Origin of the sequence: Pseudomonas sp. 9Ag, assembly GCF_902506445.1 — a bacterium.
GTDB classification, from domain to species: Bacteria; Pseudomonadota; Gammaproteobacteria; order Pseudomonadales; family Pseudomonadaceae; genus Stutzerimonas; species Stutzerimonas stutzeri_AB.
On record NZ_LR733836.1, the window covers coordinates 2,646,697 to 2,664,721 of the forward strand.

Here is an 18,025-nt window from a genome sequence, read left to right on the forward strand (position 1 = left end):
TCAAGACCGCTCCAACGCTGTCACGAGGTCGCGAAACGCCTCGCGGTTCGATTCGTTAAGGCTCATCAGAATACGGTGAGCCTCCAGCACCTTGCCCTTTACGATCTCCTCGGACTGATCCTGGCTTGGCAAATCGGCCAGTTGCTCAGGCGAGGGCAGCGGCTGATCAACGATATTGAACACCTGATCGAAACCCATAGATTGCAACAGACGTGTGATGTCTTCATGGGTGGTAACCAATGTCGGCAGCATGCCGACCTTCTGCCGCGAAAGAATCGAAAGTTTGGCGAGCAGACCGAGCGTGGTGCTGTCGATGCTACGGCTTTCAGTGAGATCGATAACGATCGATGAGAAATTGCGCGAAGAGAAGATCTTCTCGATCGTTGCATCCAGCGCCGAGCAAAGCGTCAGTCGGATCTCACCGACGAACTTGAGCACGAACGTGCCGTTCTGCTCAGCGAACTGGATCTTACCCGTGCTCATGCAAGGTTCCTGCTCAATACCAACAACGCGATGTCATCGGGCATATCCTCCAGATCGGCTAGGCCCAACACCCGCTGTAGCCCCACCAGCGTACCGCCTGCTTCGCGAATCAATCCGGGTAGCCCGGCCTCTTTATCTTTGAGGGTCTCGCCGGGCAAAAGGTCCAAAATGCCATCGGAAAGTAGCGTAAGACTGAAAGACTCAGGCAGTTCGATATCGTAATTCTCGTAGGTGGCTTCGACGAACAAACCGACCGGCAAACCCTTTCCTTCGAGATATCTTGCAGCACCGTTGGCGTATAACACCGGCATTGGAAGGTGGCCGCCGATACTGTAATGCAGCACGTTGCGCTCCTGATCAATCACCCCGCCCAGCATTGTGACGTGCTTACCTAGCTTGCAGTTGATCAAGCCACGATTGATGTGATCGAGCACCTCGGACGGCTTAAAAGCGCGTAATGCTCTGCCCCGTCGAGACTCGTAGAGCAACCGCGTGGTCATGAATTTGAGCAGGACGGTGACGAACGCTGAAGAGGCCCCGTGGCCGGATACATCCGCCAGGTAGAAGCCGATGCGGTGCTCATCAACTCGGAAGTAATCGACGAAATCACCCGAGAGGTACAGAGAAGGAATTATCTGATGGGCGAACTGGAACTCGTCGAGGCTGCAGGGTGTGACCGGCAGCATATTCATCTGCACTTGTCGACCAGCATCCTGATCCTCCTGAAGAAGATGCAAGCTCGCCTGCAGGTCGCGGTTGGCCGTCTCCAGCTGTTCCCGGTAACGCCGGTTTTCCATACGCAAGCGAGACCGATCGAGGGCACGACGGACCGAGTGCTCAAGCATCGCCAGGTCTTCAAGGGGCTTGATCAGATAGTCGGCAGCGCCCAACCGCAGAGCTTCGACCGCATCACTCATCACACCGGCACCTGACACTACAATTACCGGCAGGTCAGCCTGACGCTCACTGATCAGTCGGATGAGCTCCAGGCCATCCATCTGCGGCATACGCAGGTCGCAAATCACTAGATCAGGGTGCTCCGCGTCGAACAGCTCCACCCCTCGCGGTCCGTTAGGCGCCTGCAACACCTTGAAACCACTGTCATCCAGATAGGCAGCCAGGCTGGCTCGCACCACATCGTCGTCATCTATGATCAGCAGCGTCGCGCTTGGGTTATGCATGTTCCTACCAGGCGGTATCGCCAGGATGATTGGCGAAAGCATCGGCCCTGCGCGAGCGCCGGGCATGGGATCGTTTCAAGGCGCAGACGGTACTCCCATACGATCGGCGTTTCAAGCCAGGCGCGGTCGCTCCGCCTGTCCTTTACAGGCCGAATTGACGGGCGTTATAAGAACTGGCGAAACAAGAACTCAGAGGACGAAACAATGACCCAGCGAGATCGGGACTACAGCGAAAAACGCGACTTCATTCGCATGAATATCGAGACAGCCATAACCCTGACTCAGGGTGACCACTGCTACGAGGCAACCTGCCTGGACCTTTCCAGCACAGGGATGCAGGTGGTCGCAGCGACGAGTTTGCAGATGGGTGACAAGGTCCAGGTGCACATTCCTTCGGAACACAGCGAACTGAAGGGACTGGATGCCGAAACAGAAGTGGTGCGGGTCGGTAAGCACGAAGACGGACGACAAAGCCTTGGGCTAGCGATCCTTTCAATGAAATGACTGTTGCTTAGGTAAAAACCACTTGGGAACAGCAAGGCTGTTAGAAACAGGCGGACCGCATTGGCGTTGGCCAATGCGGTCCGCAGTAGACCTATCAGAAATCGTCTTCGACCTGACCATCCTGCGTGCGGAATTCACGATTCTGCAGGTAGGCGTTGCGCACGAAGATGTACCTGTCGCCAGTAATCATTTTTTCCGCCGAGAGCAGACCGGCACGCATGTCCACCACATTGACGGCGCGGGTCACGTTGCGTGTCGGCACATGCTCGATATACGGATACGGCTGCAGGAAAGAGTCCGGCACGCGTCCAGCCGCATCGCGCACAGTGCTCGGCCCCAGCAGCGGCAACACGACATAAGGGCCACTGCCCAGGCCCCACGCGCCAAGCGTCTGCCCAAAGTCTTCATCGTTCTTCTGCAAGCCCATACGGGTTGCGACGTCGAAGAAACCCAGCACGCCGAAGGTGCTGTTGAACAGGATACGGCTGGTGTCGATGCCCGCGTCTCGAACCTTGCCCTGAAGCAAGTCATTGGTCAGCACCACAACATCGCCAAGATTGCTGAATACATTGCCGATGCCGTCTTCGACAAAATTTGGCGTGATCTTCTGATAGCCCTGCGCAAGCGGCTTGAGCGTATAGGTATCGACTTTATCGTTGAAGGTGAAGATCGCGCGATTCACGCCTTCCCAGGGGTCTTGCTCGGCGGCCTGGAGCGATGATGCGCCAAACACGGCCAGCGCCGTCACCACCGTTATCCTGAAGTAACCAACCCAATCCTTGCCGATGACTTGCATCGCGGCCCTCTCCTATTTCGAATGGGGGCAATTGCCCAACAAAGCGCCGCAGTATAAAGGGATAACGGCCAGTTCCGGCAGCGGGCAGACACACGGAACCCCTACGGATTTTTGCAGACTCATTGAGACTCAAAAGCAAGGACAAGCCCAGCACGCTGGTTTACCCTGCTCACATCAAGCGCTGGCGACTTTGCCGTACGACAAACCAAGAGGGTAGCAACATGCCGGAACATGATCTGCAGTCGCAGCTAGCAGAGCTGCGTAGTCAACTGGCCCAGGACACACCGCTTACTGAAGAAGAGCGCGCGTCGCTGCAGGTGATTGCCCATGACATCGAACTGCGACTCGCCAACGAAGACGGAGTCGACCATCAGAACGACTCGCTGGTCGACGGCGTCAATCTGGCCGTCGAGCGTTTCGAGGTCAGCCATCCGAACACGGCAATGACGCTGCGCAACATCATGCAGACCCTGGCGAACATGGGAATCTGAGCAAAACCTGCTCGGTCCACTCGAGCGTGAACGCGTTCACGCTCTCCTATCGCAGCGGTTATTGCCGAACCAGCCGGCTATTGCCCGGCGATACGGGCTGGGTACTGCGGTAGGGATTGATATCCAGCCCGCCGCGACGTACGTAGCGAGCATGCACGCTGAGTCGCTCTGGCATCAGCACGCGCTGCAAGTCGAGAAAGATACGCTCGACGCACTGTTCATGAAAGTCCGCGTGTTGGCGAAAACTCACCAGATAGGCAAGCAGGCTGCCGTGATCCAGCGCAGCGCCCCGGTACTCAATTACCACTGTGCCCCAGTCCGGTTGGCCGGTGACAGGGCAGTTGGATTTGAGCAGATGGCTGTAGATGCGCTCGTCCACCTGACGTTCAGGATTGCTGCTCAGCAGTTCTGGCCGCGGCGAATCGTATTGCCGGATCTCGATATCCAGATCATCGATACAGTACCCGTCTAGCGGCGCGATCCCGTCCTCAGCAACTTCATCCAACGTGCGCAAGCGAACGCCGACGGACTTACCCGCTGCGGCTGACAAGTCCCGCGTCATCACCTCCACAAGCGCTGCCCGACTCTCGAAGACCGATTGGTTCAGCGAGTTGAGATAAAGCTTGAATGACTTGGATTCGATGATGTTTGGCGAGTCGGCGGGAATGCTGAACTCACCAATGGCCACCACCGGCTTGCCGGATGGCAACAGCCAGGACAGTTCATAACAATTCCAAATGTCGACGCCGCCATAGGGCAAGGACTCGGCCGTCAGCCCAAGCTCGGCCCATTTGGGGGCACGCGGGATGGGAAAGAGCTGCTCGGGGCTGTAGGTCGCGACATAGGCGCTGGATTTGCCCAGCGGCGACAGTTCGGCGGGGTGCTGCATAGCGGGAACCTGTACGAAAAATGACCGCAAGTGTAGCGGTTCCCGTGTGGTTTATCACCGCGCCTGCTCATCGGGCCATTGGCTGCCCGTCAGATCAAGCGCAGCAACCTCGCCAATGGAAGTGCCTGGCGCGATGACTACTGGCGCATGCCTCGGCCACTTTTGAGCAAATGAATGCACAACAGGTACATGAGGACTGCCGCCACGGCCATGAAGCTGATCGCAATGCTTATACGGATGTCCGAAACCCCCAGAATGCCGTAACGGAACGCATTGACCATGTGCAGAATGGGGTTCGCCAGCGACAGTGTCTGCCAGAACGGCGACAGCAGGTTGATCGAATAGAACACGCCGCCGAGGTAGGTCAGCGGGGTCAGCACGAAGGTCGGAATGATTGAAATATCGTCGAAGTTGCGGGCGTACACCGCGTTGATGAAGCCGCCGAAGGCAAAGATCGTCGACGTCAATGTAATCACCAGAAGCGTCACGCCTAGATGATGTACCTGCAGATCGGTGAAGAACATAGACAGCAGCGTCACGATCAACGCTACCGCCAGCCCGCGGGTAATGCCGCCCAGAGCGAAGCCAATCAGGATCACATGAGGCGATACTGGCGAAACCAGCAGCTCTTCAATCGATCGCTGAAACTTGCTGCTGAAGAAGCTGGAAACCACGTTGCTGTAGGAGTTAGTGATGACCGACATCATGATCAACCCGGGCACGATGTACTGCATGTAAGTGAAGCCATCCATCTCACCAATCCGCGCGCCGATCAGGTTTCCGAAGATGACGAAGTACAGCACCATGGTGATCGCTGGTGGCAGCAGTGTCTGCGGCCAAATGCGCGTGTAGCGGCGAATTTCGCGGTGGACGATGGTCTGCAACGCGACCAGATTGGGCCGGAATTCTGCGTTCATTTGGCCACCTTGGGTAGGTTGTTTTCCACCATCGAAACGAAAAGCTCCTCCAGCCGGTTGGTCTTGTTGCGCAAGCTCAGCACCTCGATGCCCTGGGCCGACAGCATACGAAACAGGTCGGTCACGCCCTGGCTCTTGTCCACCTGCACCTCAAGGGTGTGATGGTCAACCAGGCGCGCCGGATAGCTGCCAAGCTCTGGCGGGACCAGCTGCGACTCTTTCAGGTCGAGCAGGAAAGTCTCGACATGCAGTTGCTTGAGCAACTCGCGCATGCTGGTGTTCTTGACGATCTGGCCGTGGTCGATGATGCCGATGTTGCGGCACAGCTGCTCGGCCTCTTCCAGGTAGTGTGTCGTGAGGATGATGGTGATGCCCTCACGGTTGAGGTCGGTCAGGAACGACCACATCGAACGGCGCAGTTCGATGTCCACCCCCGCGGTGGGCTCGTCGAGGATCAGCAAGCGCGGCCGATGTATCAGCGCTCGAGCAATCATCAGACGCCGCTTCATGCCGCCTGACAGCATGCGCGAGGACACGTCACGCTTGTCCCACAGCCCTAACTGGTTGAGGTACTGCTCGGCGCGTTCCTTGGCGACTTTTGCCGGAATACCGTAGTAGCCGGCCTGGGTGACAAGGATGTCGAAGGCCTTCTCGAACTGGTTGAAGTTGAACTCCTGGGGTACAACACCCAGGCAGCGTTTGAGGCCTGAAGGATCGCGATCAAGGTCGTGACCGAACACGTTGACCGTGCCGCCGGTCTTGTTCACCAGCGTGGAAAGGATACCGATGGTGGTGGATTTGCCGGCACCGTTGGGACCCAGCAACGCAAAGAAATCGCCTTCGGCAACGTCCAGGTCAATGCCCTTGAGGGCCTCGAAGCCGTTTCCGTAAACCTTGGTCAACTGCCGAATGGACAGAGCAGTAGTCATATAAGAACGCACACAACACAGAGAGATTCAAAGTAGATAAGGGCGCGCTGCGTCAATTGCAACGCCGAAATGCAAACCTCGGAGAACCACCAGGTCACACCAGGGTAAATAAACATGATGACCCGAAGCAGTCACTTCGAACTCGCTTGTGAAGGCTCGGTCATTATCTGATACCAAACGCGTCGTCCTGTCTCTTCACCCCGCTTGCTACAAACGCCTATGCTCAATTTGGACGCCATTCGCTCAACAAGGAAAACCATATGACCCTGCTCTGGCTGCTCGTATTACTCATCGGCATTGCCGTGATTGCCCATTTACGGGTTTCCCCCGTTCCGGCGTTGGCCATTGTTGCAGCGTATCTGGTCTTGATGGGCGCGGCCGACGAGACGCCGACCTGGTTGATGGTCATCCTCTGGCTCATGCTGATTGCGATCGCGGTGCCCTTGCTGGTCACCGACCTGCGTATCAAGTACTTCAGCGGCCCGATGTTCGACTGGTTCAAAAAAGTCCTGCCCCCTATCTCCGACACCGAACGCGATGCGATCGACGCCGGGACGGTCTGGTGGGATGGACAGTTGTTCAGCGGCAAACCTGACTGGGACGTCCTGCTCGGCTATCCAAAGGCCGTCCTGACCGAGGAAGAACAAGCTTTCGTCAATGGCCCGACAGAAACCTTATGCGCCATGGTCAACGACTGGGAAATTGGCCAGCGCATGGACCTTCCACAAGAAGCGTGGGATTACATCAAGGCCGAAGGATTCTTCGCCTTGATCATCCCCAAGGAATACGGTGGCAAGGGCTTCTCGGCCTACGCCCACTCGCAGATCGTGATGAAACTGGCCACCCGCAGTGGCGACCTTGCGACGACCGTCATGGTGCCCAACTCCCTCGGCCCGGCTGAGCTGTTGATGCATTACGGCACGGATGAACAGCGCAATCATTACCTGCCGCGCCTGGCCAATGGTACCGACATTCCCTGCTTTGCCCTGACCGGTCCCTATGCGGGCTCCGACGCTGGCGCCATGAATGACAGCGGTGTCATCTGCCGCGGTGAATGGGAAGGCGAAGAAGTACTCGGCCTGCGCCTGAACTGGGAGAAGCGCTATATCACTCTCGGCCCAGTCGCCACGCTGCTCGGTGTCGCCTTCAAGACGTACGACCCTGAGCATCTATTGGGCGATGAGGAAGAGTTGGGCATTAGCCTCGCGCTTATTCCGACCGATACTGTTGGTGTCGAGATCGGTCGCCGTCACCTGCCCCTTGGCGCTGCGTTCATGAATGGTCCGAACTGGGGCAAGGATGTGTTCGTGCCGCTCGAAGCTATCATCGGCGGACGAGACATGATCGGCAAAGGCTGGATGATGCTGATGAACTGCCTGTCAGTCGGGCGTTCGATTTCATTGCCAGCGACAGGCGCCAGCGCGGCCAAGACCTGCAGCTATGTCAGCGGCCGCTATGCGCAGATCCGCGAGCAGTTCAACGTGCCGCTGGCAGCCTTTGAGGGTATTCAGGAACCGCTTGCGCGCATCGGCGGCAATGCCTGGCTGATGGACAGTGCACGAATCCTGACGGCCAACGCAGTCGACCTTGGAGAAAAACCTTCGGTGCTGTCGGCGATTCTCAAATATCACCTGACCGAGCGCGGCCGCGAGTGCATCACCGACGCCATGGATATCCATGGCGGCAAAGGCATCATCATGGGCCCCAGTAACTACCTCGGCCGCATGTGGTTGTCTGCACCCATTTCGATTACGGTCGAAGGGGCGAATATCCTTTCGCGGAACCTGATGATCTTTGGCCAAGGCGCGATCCGCTGCCATCCGTTCGTACTGCGCGAGATGGAGCTGGTTCATGAGCCAGACCGCGACGCTGCAATCAAGAAGTTCGACGGGTTGCTGATGCAGCACTTCGGTTTCGCCGTCAGCAACACCGCCAGCACCCTGGTGCTCGGGCTGACGTTCGGCCTGTTCGGCAAGGCGCCAGGCAACGACCTGACCCGCCCCTACTTCCGCGCGCTGGATCGGATCGCCGCCGCGTTCGCCATGCTCGCCGACCTGTCCATGATGTTGCTCGGCGGCGAACTCAAGCGTCGTGAACGCCTCTCCGCGCGGCTGGGCGATGTGCTCAGCCATCTGTATCTGGCTTCCGCCGCGCTCAAGCATTATCACGACCTGGGCCACCCAATCGAGCAAGCACCGCTGCTGCGCTGGGCGATGGAAGACTGCCTCTGCAAGGCTGAGCAAGCCCTGGCCGATACGCTGGCGAATTTCCCCAACCGCTTGCTTGGCGGCGTGCTGAAGGTTCTGGTATTTCCGTTTGGTGCCCGCCACAAGGGGCCGTCTGATGCGCTTGATGCCGAAGTCGCCGCAATCCTCGGTCGCCCAGAAGGAGACCCGGCCTTGGAGCAGATTCTCGAGGGCGTCTACCGGCCACAAGGGCGCGAGGAAGCCTTGGGTGCATTGCGAGACGCGTTCGACACCCTGGCGGCATCGCAACCGCTGCAAAAGAAGCTGCACAAAGCGCTCAAGGCCGGTGATTTCCAACCTGCCGCCGGAGAGGACCCGATCAGCGCCGCACTCGCAGCAGGCGTACTCGATCCCGCCGAGGCAGAGCAGCTGACCGCTGCGGAAGCGGCGCGCCGCAAAGTCATCAGCGTAGATGATTTCGCCAAGGAGCCGCTTGAGCTACCCGAAGGCAAGACTCGCTAGCCCTGCCTGCTACCCAGTCCACTTGTAGGCTCTGCCAAGCGCCGCGCTCACGCGCGATGCTTGGCGAGTCGCTCCTCTCGGCGTCGCCTGCCGTCATCGGCCAGCACCGACTCAGGCGACGTTTGCGTACACGAGCAAGCCAACGCTCACCTTGGCACCAAGGGCCTTTGCGCAGCTATCCGACGTCCGTACCGAACCCAGCACCACGACCCGAGTCAACTAGACACGCCCCAATTAATCCGCGCGCCTTTATAATCGCGCGCCCAATCGATTCAGGTGAACCATGGCCAACCCTTATCACGATCACAACCTGGCGCTTCTGGCCCATCTGCGCGGCATCCTGCTTGCCATGGGTGAAACCGAACAGGTTTCGGAAGAAAGCCATGCGCTGTTTCTCGAGCGATTCGACGAACTGATCATGAACCTGCAGGACGTGCCAGAAGAGCGCCATATGGGTCAGGACATGATCTGCCAGGTCTTTCACCGCTACCCGCAGATTGCACATCTGGTTCCGCGCGACCTGCTCTGGTACTTCGGCGGTGATTGCCTGCACTTCATGCCGGACGAAGAGATCGAAATTTTCCAGCAGCTGGAAGAACGTCGCTATGAAGCAGAGCAGAACGACGAGCCGTTTGATTGGAATATGGAAAGGCAGCTGATGAGCATGCCTGAAGAGAGCCCGCGCCACTAAGTCGCCGCCCAACCTATACAGAAAACAGCGTCTACGACGAGGCGGATATCTTTGGTTTCGGTTGACCGGTGCTATAGCTGGAATGGCTTCGCGCAGCACTTTAAACACTACTCAGCCGACCTGAGCCCTGCCCGCCTTCTAGCGGATAACACCCCGTTTAGCCTGAGTCAGTGCTGTACCCAGCGTATTGCACAATGCGGACGTTGCTCTTTGCATTGATTGACGGGTTTAGCCCACAAGCGAAGCGCTCACCGGCTTTGTTCCGTCACCTGCAGCAGTCAACAGCCGCGACCGTTTTACCATCCGCCAGCTTAAGTCAGCGCCACGGCTAGAATCTGTCCGATGTGGCTACACGGCATCAGCCTCGCCCGCCGCTGAAATTGGCAGCTCTTGGAAATCCGGCCCTAGATGTCTGGCCGATTAGATGGATGCTCGACATGGCCCTGAACGGATAGCGTCGCGGGTGTCAGGACAAAACTGATTCCTTGAGCCAAGCTTGTAGCTCGACGGGACTCTCTGGCTGGCCTGAACGGAGAGCTGTCAACACTATTGCTCCAGCTCAGAGCTGAACGTCGCGGAGGGAATAAGCTCTTCGGGGAAAATCCGCTTCGTTTTGAATCCTCGGCCGAAAATGCTGCCCAAGCTGCATACGCAATGCGTCGACAATCAGATACTCAAGTGATTCAGTCACTTATGGATATAACGGCACGCCGCCCACTCTTGGCAGCCTGCCTTCACGGATAAATTGCTCAAGGTTGTTTTGCTATGACGTCGTTATTAGCCCCCATCAGCTCGCTGCTGGGTGGAGTTGCATTTCTCCTGCTCGGCCACGGATTGCTGAACACGCTGCTGACGCTGCGCGGCATTGAAGAAGGCTATTCCACCGGGCTGATCGGCCTGCTGATGTCCGGCTATTTCGCCGGCTTTCTCGTCGGCACCTGGTTGGCGCCTTCGCTGATCCGGCGCATTGGCCACATCCGCACCTTCGCTTTCTACGCCGCACTCGCCTCGGTCGCCGTGCTGCTGCACGTGCTGATCGTCAATCCATGGGTGTGGTTGGTGCTGCGGGTGATGTACGGCGTCGCCCTGGTCACGCTCTATATGGTGATCGAAAGCTGGCTCAATGCGCAGGTCAGCGGCGAAAAGCGCGGCCAGGTGTTCGCCCTGTACATGGCCGTCAACCTCGGCTCGCTGGCTGCGGCTCAGCAGTTGCTAAGCCTCGACAGCCCGATGAATTTCACGTTGTTTGCGCTTGCCGCGATCCTCATCTGCGCAGCCCTGATGCCGATTACCTTGACGCGTCAGGCACAGCCCGCGCAGCCCGACATGCCGGCTACAGACCTCCTGCAGCTGGCGCGAATCGCGCCATTGCCCTTGATGGCTGCGGGAATTTCCGGGCTGACCCTCGGGGGGTTCTGGGGCCTTGCGCCAGTCTATGCCTCGCAAACCGGTTTCGACGCCTCGGGCGTCGGCCTGCTGATGAGTATCACCATTCTCGGAGGCGCCGTTCTGCAGTGGCCCATCGGGCTGTTCTCCGACAAGCATGACCGCCGTCTGGTCTTACTCTGGGTCGTGGCAATTGCCGCGGTGATCGGCGGTTTGATCACTCCCTTGACCTCCGGTCCGCTGCTACTGGGAATGATGTTTCTCTGGGGTGGTTTGGCCTTCTCCATTTATTCGATCGCTGTCGCGCAGATGGTCGACCAGTTGCACCCCGACGAGATTCTGTCCGGTTCCAGCGGCCTGTTGCTGGCGAACGGTTTCGGCGCGGCCTTCGGCCCGGTGATAGCAGGCGGCCTGATGAGCTTTTTCGGGCCCAAAGCGCTGCCTGTGTTCTTCGCGGTCACCCTGGCGTTTCTGGCGCTGTATTCCTATTTCCGCGCGCGCCGCGTGTTCGATCTGGTGACCGAGCCGCACGGCCACTTCACGCCGATGCTACGCACCAGCCATACCGTGCTCGAGCTGATGCCGGATACGCCGGAGGGCGAGGTCGCCGAGGCGGACATCCTCGACCAAGGCCAGCAGCCCCTAGACGAAGAAGAAGTCGCCGAACCGCGCACCGGCACGCATTCTTAAGCAACTGACGTGGGTCCGCTTGCGCCAGGGATTGTGGCCCTTCGGCTCTGACCTGACACAGGGCCGGCCCAGCCGCATCCTGTCCGCTGGCGGGGCCGTGCTGCTGACGAGCGTCAGAAATCCACTTTGCCGCGTCCGGCCTTGATCGCACCACGCTTGGTCTTGCCTTCCAGGCGCCGCTTCTTGGAGCCCAGCGTTGGGCGTGTCGGGCGGCGCGCTTTTTCCACTTTCGTCACGCTACGGATGATCTCGGCCAGACGCTCCAGAGCATCGGCGCGGTTCTGCTCCTGAGTGCGGTACTGCTGCGCCTTGATCACGATCACACCGTCGCCTGTGATGCGGCTGTCGCGCAGCGTCAGCAAGCGCTCTTTGTAGAACGCGGGCAATGAAGACGCGTTGATGTCGAAGCGCAAGTGCAGCGCACTGGATACCTTGTTGACGTTCTGCCCGCCGGCACCCTGGGCGCGGATGGCAGTCAGTTCGATCTCGCTGTCGGCTAGTTGCACGTTGTTGGATATGTCGAGCATCGGTCCTACATCAGTTGGAATCGGAGGTCATTGTCCACAACAGGAGCCTCGCGGACATGTTTTTATATGATTTGGAGCCGCTACGGTACTGCCAGTTCGGCTACCGTAGCGCACTCGGAAAAGATGGAATCGCGCATGGACTCGATAACCCAAGCCCTTCTCGGTGCCACTGTGCAGGCGACCCTGCTGGGCCGATGGCAAGGCCGCAAGGCGCTGCTCTACGGTGCAGTGCTCGGCACCCTACCTGATCTAGATGTGGTCATCGATTACGGCGATGCCATCGCCGACATGACCTATCACCGAGGCTTCAGTCATTCATTGTTCGTTCTCAGTTCACTGGCCGTTGCGCTGGCTTGGCTGGCGCGTCGAATAAGGCCTGATCCCAATTACAGCAGCATGCGGCTGTTTCTCACGGTCTGGCTGGTGTTGGTGACCCATGTACTGCTCGACGCCTTCACCAGTTACGGCACCCAGCTGTTCTGGCCGCTGACCACGCCGCCGGTGGCATGGTCCAGCGTGTTCATCATCGATCCTCTGTACAGCCTCCCGCTGCTGCTGGCCGTGCTGGTTGGCATGATCGTCGGTGTGAAGGGCCGCAGCCCCCGCTGGGCTGCGAGCGCACTGCTGCTGTCGTCGCTCTACTTGGGCTTTACGCTCACTGGCAAGCAGATGGCCGAGCAGCGCGTGGAAGCGGCAATGAACGCACAGGGTATACAGGCCAGCCAACTGTTCAGTACGCCGACACCGTTTAACAGCCTGTTGTGGCGAGTCATTGTCATTGAAGGCGATCAATACTACGAAGCGCTGGTGAGCTGGTTCGATGGAGAACCACCTGAACTGGTGAGTATTCCTCGCGGCGAGCGGCTCGCCACAGCTCTTCGCGAATCGCCGCAGCATGCTCGCTTGCAATGGTTTACCGGCGACGTGCTCCGTTACGATGAGGTGGGAGGCCAGCTGCTGGTGACAGATCTGCGTCTCGGCATGACTGGTTTTCATCCATTCCGCTTTGCTCTCGCCGAGCGTAACGGCGCGGGCTGGGGGCTGATTCCCTACGTCGAGCGACTGCCCGCCGAACGCGGCGATCTTGACCGGCTCAAGCAGATCTGGCTGCGCATCTGGCAGCAACGGCCGGGCCTGCCGCTGGCAGAGTGGGCAGCAGACCTTAACCGGCCCGGCTGACCGCGACGCCTTCTCTACTGGGAAGCTCGCTGGTGTTTTCAGATCGCAATAAAAAAGCCCCGGCAGACCGGGGCTTTTTTTATTTCACGGGTGCAACCTTCAGGTACGAAAACGCGCCACCAGCCCCTGCAGCTCAACGCCAAGGCGCGCCAGCTCAGCACTCGCTGCGGCGGTCTGCTCGCTACCGCTGGCGCTTTGCTCGCCAATGTCACGCACACGAGTCACGCTCTCGGAGATGTTTTCCGCTACAGCGCTCTGCTGCTCAGCTGCAGCGGCGATCTGCTGGTTCATCTGCTCAATGGTTGAGACCGATTCGGTAATGCGACCGAGCGCACTGCCCGCTTCGTTCGCCAGGCCAACGGTGCGCTGGGTCAGGCTTCGGCTGGTCTGCATTTGCTCGACAGCCTTATGCGCCACCCGCTGCAGGTTGGCGATCAGCCCTTCGATTTCCTCGGTAGAGTCGTGAGTGCGACGAGCCAGGGCGCGGACTTCGTCCGCCACAACAGCGAAACCGCGGCCCTGCTCACCGGCACGGGCAGCCTCGATTGCGGCATTGAGCGCAAGCAGATTGGTCTGCTCAGCCACCGCTCGAATCACCTCGAGTACGGTGCCGATGCGGCCGCTTTCGGTATTCAGCTCTTCGATGGCGTGAGCGGAGTGCTCGACTTCGCTGGACAGGCTGCCAATCTGGCCGATGGCTTCTTGCACGACCCGATCGCCCTGGCGCGCCTGCTGGTCAGCCTGTCGGGCGGCATGCGAGGCCTGCTCAGCGTTCTGCGCAACTTCCTGAACGGTGGCCGCCATTTCGTGCATGGCCGTAGCAACCTGTTCGGTTTCAACCCGCTGCTTCTGCACGCCGGCGCTGGTTTGTGCAGTCACCGCCGAAAGCTGTTCAGCTGCGGTCGCTATCTGACCGACACCTCCACCAATGCGACCGATCAGGGTGCGCAGACTGTCGGTCATGCCGTACATGGCTTGCTGCAGCTGACCGAGCTCGTCGCGACGGGTGACTTTCTGCGACTGGGTCAGATCGCCTTCGGCCACCCGCTGAGCCAGCTGTACGGTATAACGCAGCGGAACGACGATCATGCGAGAGATTGCCGTGGCGGCCATTAAGCCGATCACCACAGCCAGAACGCTGATAACTCCGAGCAGCATATAGGCGCTGCGGCGCTGGTCCTGCATCGCCTCGGTTGCGCCAGCCAGCGCCTTCTCGGCTGTATCCAGGATGCGTTGAGCCTGAGCCACCATCGCCTGTTCCAGCGCGACGCGCTCGATCCGGTTGCTGCGGAAGTCACCGAATGCCTGCTGGTAGGTTGCCAGTGCGGCGAGCGCACCATCCATGGTGGTCTTCTGCTCGTCGTTGAGCCAGGTTTTCAGACTGCTGCCGATGGTTGTCACGTCCTGATAGGACTCGTTCCAGCTATCCACCGCGGCTTGAGCGCTATTAGCAATGAACATGCTTTCGAACGTACGCAGATCGAGGATGCGTTTTGTCAGGCCAGAAGCCGCTTCAGCGATGGTCAGCGGATCACTGCCTGTCAGACGGTCACCTTCAAGGCGCAACACACGCACCGCGTCGTACATATCCAGCTCGATGTACTCGAATTCCTCACGGCTTTTCTGCGCCGCCTCGGCCATGCGCTCCCGAAGCGCTATGCCCTTGTCGATCAACTGACCGTATTGGGTGAACTTGTCTGCATACTCTGCAGCATTACTGCGAATCTGCTGCAGCGCCTGCTGGTCTTCTTCGGGCACGCTTCCGGCAAGCTCGTCCAGTTCCTGATTGAGCTTGGCCAAGGTGCTGCGCAAGGCGGCAGCGGACGCGTCACTCCGAGTCAGCGCAAAGTCACGCTCCAGGCCACGGGCCTCAAGGACAGCGGCGTTGATCCGTAACAGCTGATTCATCTGATACGAACGGGTCAGAATCGAGTCCACAGCATAGAAGCCGGTTCCGGCGACTCCCAGCGTCAGCAACAGGACCATGGCAAAGCCGCCCAGCAGCTTCTTGCCTACGGAAAGGTTGGCGAATATATCGACGGACTGCATCTTAACTTCCTAGATAGATGAGATAGGCACAGCCATGAAGTCGGCAGGCTGCGACTAAAGTTGAACGCAAATTCTGATCATTTTAATCAGGCATTAATGGCACCAGGCCGGCCCGAGAAAGCAGCAGTGGACGGAAAGCCCCGACCCGCTAGGCAAGCACAGCTTCAATGCTGCTGGAGATGCCCGTAAAGCTTGGCATAGAGCCCTCCGTCGGCGATCAGCTGCTGGTGATCGCCCTGCTCCGCGATGCGCCCGCCATCGAAAACGAGCACCCGATCAGCCTGCTTCACCGCCGATAAACGGTGAGCGATGATCAGCGTCGTGCGACCTTGCAGGAAACGGTTGAGCCCCTGATGCAAGGCATATTCGGTGGCTGCATCCAAGGCCGATGTCGCCTCATCGAGAATGACCACCTTGGGCTCGGCCAGCACCATGCGCGCCACGGCCAGTCGTTGTCGCTGGCCGCCGGAAAGACGCACGCCCGAACGACCGACAATGCTGTCCAGCCCGGCTGGCAATTGGCGAATCGTATCAGCCAGCTGAGCGATTTCCAGCGCCCGCCAGCACGCCTGATCATCCCGTTCACGGCCCATCAGCAGGTTGGCGCGCACCGTGTCGTTGAACAGAGCCGGATGCTGCAGCACGACCGCGACGTTGTCGCGAACCGTGGCCAGGCCGATGTCCTGCACTTCGACCCCAGCGAACCGGATATGCCCGGCCTGCGGCTGATAGAGGCCCAGCAGCAACTGCACCAGCGTGCTCTTGCCGCCGCCGCTGGCGCCGACGATTGCGACTTTCTCGCCAGCCGAGATGGTCAGATCAAGCCCTTCCAGCACTGGCTCATCCTGGTAGGAAAAACACAGCCCCTGCACCTCGATTTCGACCGTTTCGCGGCCAACGAACGGGTCCTGACCGCCGGCATACTGCGGTTCATCGGCACGCGCCAGCAGCTGGTTGATACGGCTCAGCGCACCGCCTGCCGCATAGAAGGCGTATTGCAGATTGAGCAGCTGCTCAACCGGACCAATCATGAACCATAGGTAGCTGAACACCGCGAGCATCTGCCCGATGGACAGATCGGAGAACAGCACCGTGAGCATGGCCGCGGCGCGAAAGATGTCTATACCGAACTGAAACAGCAGACCGCTGGCGCGGTTGGAGGCATCAGTCTTCCATTGCGAAGCAACCGCGTGATCCCTGACCTCTCGGGCCTTCAGACCGAGGCGTCCAAGGAAGAAGCCCTGCCGGTTACCGGCGCGGACTTCCTGGATTGCATCCAGCGTCTCAGTGAGCGCCTGGGTGAACAGCGAAGTGCTGTCGTTTTCCAGCTTCTTCAGATGTTTGACCCGCTTGCCCAACTGCACCGTTGCGTAGATCACCAACGGATTGAACAGGAGGATCAACAGCGCCAGCTGCCAATGCATCCAGAGCAGGATCGCCGCCGTACAGATAATGGAAAGCACGGCGACCAACAAACGGCTAAGCGTCTCGCCGATAAATTTGTCGATCGTTTCCAGATCGGTGACCAGATGGGCCGCAACGGTGCCGCCACCCAGGCTTTCATACTCGCTTAGGGCGATTCGCTTGAGTCTTTCGATCAAGCGCACTCGGATGCGATAAACCAGATCCTTGGAGAGACGAGCGAACAGCCGGGCCTGCAGCACGTTGAAGGCCAGCGCCGATGCGCGCAGCAGCAGCGTCACGCAGAGCATCAGGCCGATATAGCCGACCGCCGTCTGCCATTCTGGCGGAAGAAAGTTGTTCATGATTTCGAGTGCTGCGTCGCCCTGTTTCAGCAGCACCTCGTCAACCAGCAACGGCAGCAGCAAGGGGATCGGCACGCTACACAGCGTCGCCAACACCGCGACAAGGTTGGCCAGCACCAAGGCTTTACGATGGTGCAGCGCGAGGCGGCGGATTTCGGCCCAGCTGAGCTGATCAGGCATTTATGTTGTGGTCCAGCCAGCGCGCCAATAATGGAGACAATGCCTCAAGCGGTTGAAATCCGTTGGTCACCAACGCCAGCTGACCATCGTGCTCAGCCAGCAAGGTCGGGAAGCCGGCAATGCCGAGATTGCGGGACCATTCGAAATCAGCGACGGTGGCATCGCGGGCGGCCTGAGAATCGAAGCGATCGGCGAACTCGATGCGCGGAACCCCGGCGGTTTCGGCCAGCTCAACCAGCTCCTGAGGCAGCGTGACATTGCGCCCTTCGACATAGAACGCGCGCTGAATCAGCCCGGCAAGACGCCAGGCGACCTGAGGATCAAGACTGCGCGCAGCAACCAGCGCCCGGCAAGCGGGCTCGGTGTCATAGACCAGCCCTTCGGGAAGACCCGCCTCGAAGTTGAAGGGCTGACCGCTCGCCTCGTGTACCGCATGCCAATAAGAAGCCGTGCGGTCGCGAGCGGTTTGATCCATCACGGTACGCTCCTGGCGCAATCCTCCGACGACGAGATCCGCACCTACCCCACGAGCCTGCGCCTGCTCGATCAGCGCCTGCACGACCGGCGCAAAGCCCCAGCACCATGAGCACATTGGGTCCATCACGTAGATCAGTCGGCTGCTCATCGGCGCTCCGGTTCTATCAGGTTGAAGCGCGTCT

16 protein-coding genes and 1 pseudogene are annotated in these 18,025 nt (G+C 59.2%); 6 read left to right on the forward strand and 11 right to left on the reverse strand.

Annotated features, from left to right (window positions below; genetic code table 11):
* Both rssC and rssB read right to left on the reverse strand, forming a co-directional pair.
* The gene (rssC, locus tag ALTERO38_RS11815) at positions 1–483 is read right to left on the reverse strand and encodes an anti-sigma factor antagonist RssC (protein WP_102834554.1); all 483 of its coding nucleotides are present in this window, start codon (positions 481–483) and stop codon (positions 1–3) included.
* Positions 480–1,664: a two-component system response regulator RssB gene (rssB, locus tag ALTERO38_RS11820; RefSeq protein WP_159968511.1), complete on the reverse strand. Its 1,185-nt coding sequence runs from the start codon at positions 1,662–1,664 to the stop codon at positions 480–482. Before rssB ends, rssC begins: the two co-directional genes overlap by 4 nt.
* A gap of 204 nt (positions 1,665–1,868) precedes the next feature.
* Between rssB and ALTERO38_RS11825 the strand changes: the two genes are divergently transcribed.
* Positions 1,869–2,168 (forward strand): PilZ domain-containing protein, encoded by a 300-nt coding sequence (locus ALTERO38_RS11825; protein ID WP_159968512.1) that lies wholly within the window; start codon positions 1,869–1,871, stop codon positions 2,166–2,168.
* A gap of 94 nt (positions 2,169–2,262) precedes the next feature.
* On the opposite strand, the gene ALTERO38_RS11830 is transcribed toward ALTERO38_RS11825, so the two are convergent.
* Positions 2,263–2,964, reverse strand: coding sequence for a VacJ family lipoprotein (locus tag ALTERO38_RS11830; RefSeq protein ID WP_159968513.1), 702 nt, complete (start codon positions 2,962–2,964; stop codon positions 2,263–2,265).
* Between the two features lie 221 nt (positions 2,965–3,185).
* Between ALTERO38_RS11830 and ALTERO38_RS11835 the strand changes: the two genes are divergently transcribed.
* Positions 3,186–3,455 (forward strand): DUF4404 family protein, encoded by a 270-nt coding sequence (locus ALTERO38_RS11835; protein ID WP_102834558.1) that lies wholly within the window; start codon positions 3,186–3,188, stop codon positions 3,453–3,455.
* Between the two features lie 58 nt (positions 3,456–3,513).
* Here the strand turns inward: ALTERO38_RS11835 and queF are convergent, their stop codons facing one another.
* From queF to ALTERO38_RS11850, 3 genes are all read right to left on the reverse strand, one after another.
* Entirely contained in the window at positions 3,514–4,344 is an 831-nt protein-coding gene (gene queF, locus ALTERO38_RS11840) for an NADPH-dependent 7-cyano-7-deazaguanine reductase QueF (RefSeq protein ID WP_159968514.1), read from the reverse strand.
* Between the two features lie 137 nt (positions 4,345–4,481).
* Positions 4,482–5,261: an ABC transporter permease gene (locus ALTERO38_RS11845; protein ID WP_159968515.1), complete on the reverse strand. Its 780-nt coding sequence runs from the start codon at positions 5,259–5,261 to the stop codon at positions 4,482–4,484.
* Positions 5,258–6,190, reverse strand: a complete 933-nt coding sequence (locus tag ALTERO38_RS11850) for an ABC transporter ATP-binding protein (RefSeq protein WP_148924935.1) — start codon at positions 6,188–6,190, stop codon at positions 5,258–5,260. The genes ALTERO38_RS11845 and ALTERO38_RS11850 overlap by 4 nt, the downstream gene beginning before the upstream one ends.
* A 260-nt stretch (positions 6,191–6,450) precedes the next feature.
* On the opposite strand from ALTERO38_RS11850, the gene ALTERO38_RS11855 reads away from it, so the two are divergent.
* The 3 genes from ALTERO38_RS11855 to ALTERO38_RS11865 all read left to right on the forward strand — a co-directional run bounded on the left by ALTERO38_RS11855 (position 6,451) and on the right by ALTERO38_RS11865 (position 11,665).
* Positions 6,451–8,898, forward strand: a complete 2,448-nt coding sequence (locus ALTERO38_RS11855; RefSeq protein ID WP_159968516.1) for an acyl-CoA dehydrogenase — start codon at positions 6,451–6,453, stop codon at positions 8,896–8,898.
* Positions 8,899–9,181: 283 nt separating this feature from the next.
* Positions 9,182–9,589, forward strand: a complete 408-nt coding sequence (locus ALTERO38_RS11860; protein ID WP_148924933.1) for a PA2817 family protein — start codon at positions 9,182–9,184, stop codon at positions 9,587–9,589.
* A 765-nt stretch (positions 9,590–10,354) separates the two neighbouring features.
* Positions 10,355–11,665 carry an MFS transporter gene (locus tag ALTERO38_RS11865; RefSeq protein ID WP_102834564.1) on the forward strand — a complete coding sequence of 437 codons (1,311 nt, stop codon included), beginning with the start codon at positions 10,355–10,357 and terminating at the stop codon, positions 11,663–11,665.
* A gap of 113 nt (positions 11,666–11,778) precedes the next feature.
* On the opposite strand, the gene arfB is transcribed toward ALTERO38_RS11865, so the two are convergent.
* Positions 11,779–12,192, reverse strand: coding sequence for an alternative ribosome rescue aminoacyl-tRNA hydrolase ArfB (gene arfB, locus ALTERO38_RS11870; RefSeq protein WP_148924932.1), 414 nt, complete (start codon positions 12,190–12,192; stop codon positions 11,779–11,781).
* 135 nt (positions 12,193–12,327) lie between these two features.
* Here arfB and ALTERO38_RS11875 point away from each other — a divergent pair, with 135 nt between their 5' ends.
* The gene (locus tag ALTERO38_RS11875) at positions 12,328–13,371 is read left to right on the forward strand and encodes a metal-dependent hydrolase (protein WP_159968517.1); all 1,044 of its coding nucleotides are present in this window, start codon (positions 12,328–12,330) and stop codon (positions 13,369–13,371) included.
* Between the two features lie 99 nt (positions 13,372–13,470).
* On the opposite strand, the gene ALTERO38_RS21810 is transcribed toward ALTERO38_RS11875, so the two are convergent.
* The 4 genes and pseudogenes from ALTERO38_RS21810 to ALTERO38_RS11890 all read right to left on the reverse strand — a co-directional run bounded on the left by ALTERO38_RS21810 (position 13,471) and on the right by ALTERO38_RS11890 (position 17,991).
* A complete protein-coding gene (locus tag ALTERO38_RS21810) occupies positions 13,471–14,343 on the reverse strand; it encodes a methyl-accepting chemotaxis protein (protein ID WP_372239417.1) in 873 nt (290 codons plus the stop codon).
* Positions 14,329–15,420, reverse strand: a pseudogene (locus ALTERO38_RS21815) (HAMP domain-containing protein); the annotation flags it as partial. The gene ALTERO38_RS21810 and the pseudogene ALTERO38_RS21815, both read right to left, overlap by 15 nt.
* Before the next feature lie 164 nt (positions 15,421–15,584).
* Positions 15,585–17,366 carry an ABC transporter ATP-binding protein gene (locus tag ALTERO38_RS11885; protein WP_159968519.1) on the reverse strand — a complete coding sequence of 594 codons (1,782 nt, stop codon included), beginning with the start codon at positions 17,364–17,366 and terminating at the stop codon, positions 15,585–15,587.
* Positions 17,359–17,991: a DsbA family protein gene (locus ALTERO38_RS11890; RefSeq protein ID WP_159968520.1), complete on the reverse strand. Its 633-nt coding sequence runs from the start codon at positions 17,989–17,991 to the stop codon at positions 17,359–17,361. The genes ALTERO38_RS11885 and ALTERO38_RS11890 overlap by 8 nt, the downstream gene beginning before the upstream one ends.
* Between the last annotated feature and the right edge of the window lie 34 nt (positions 17,992–18,025).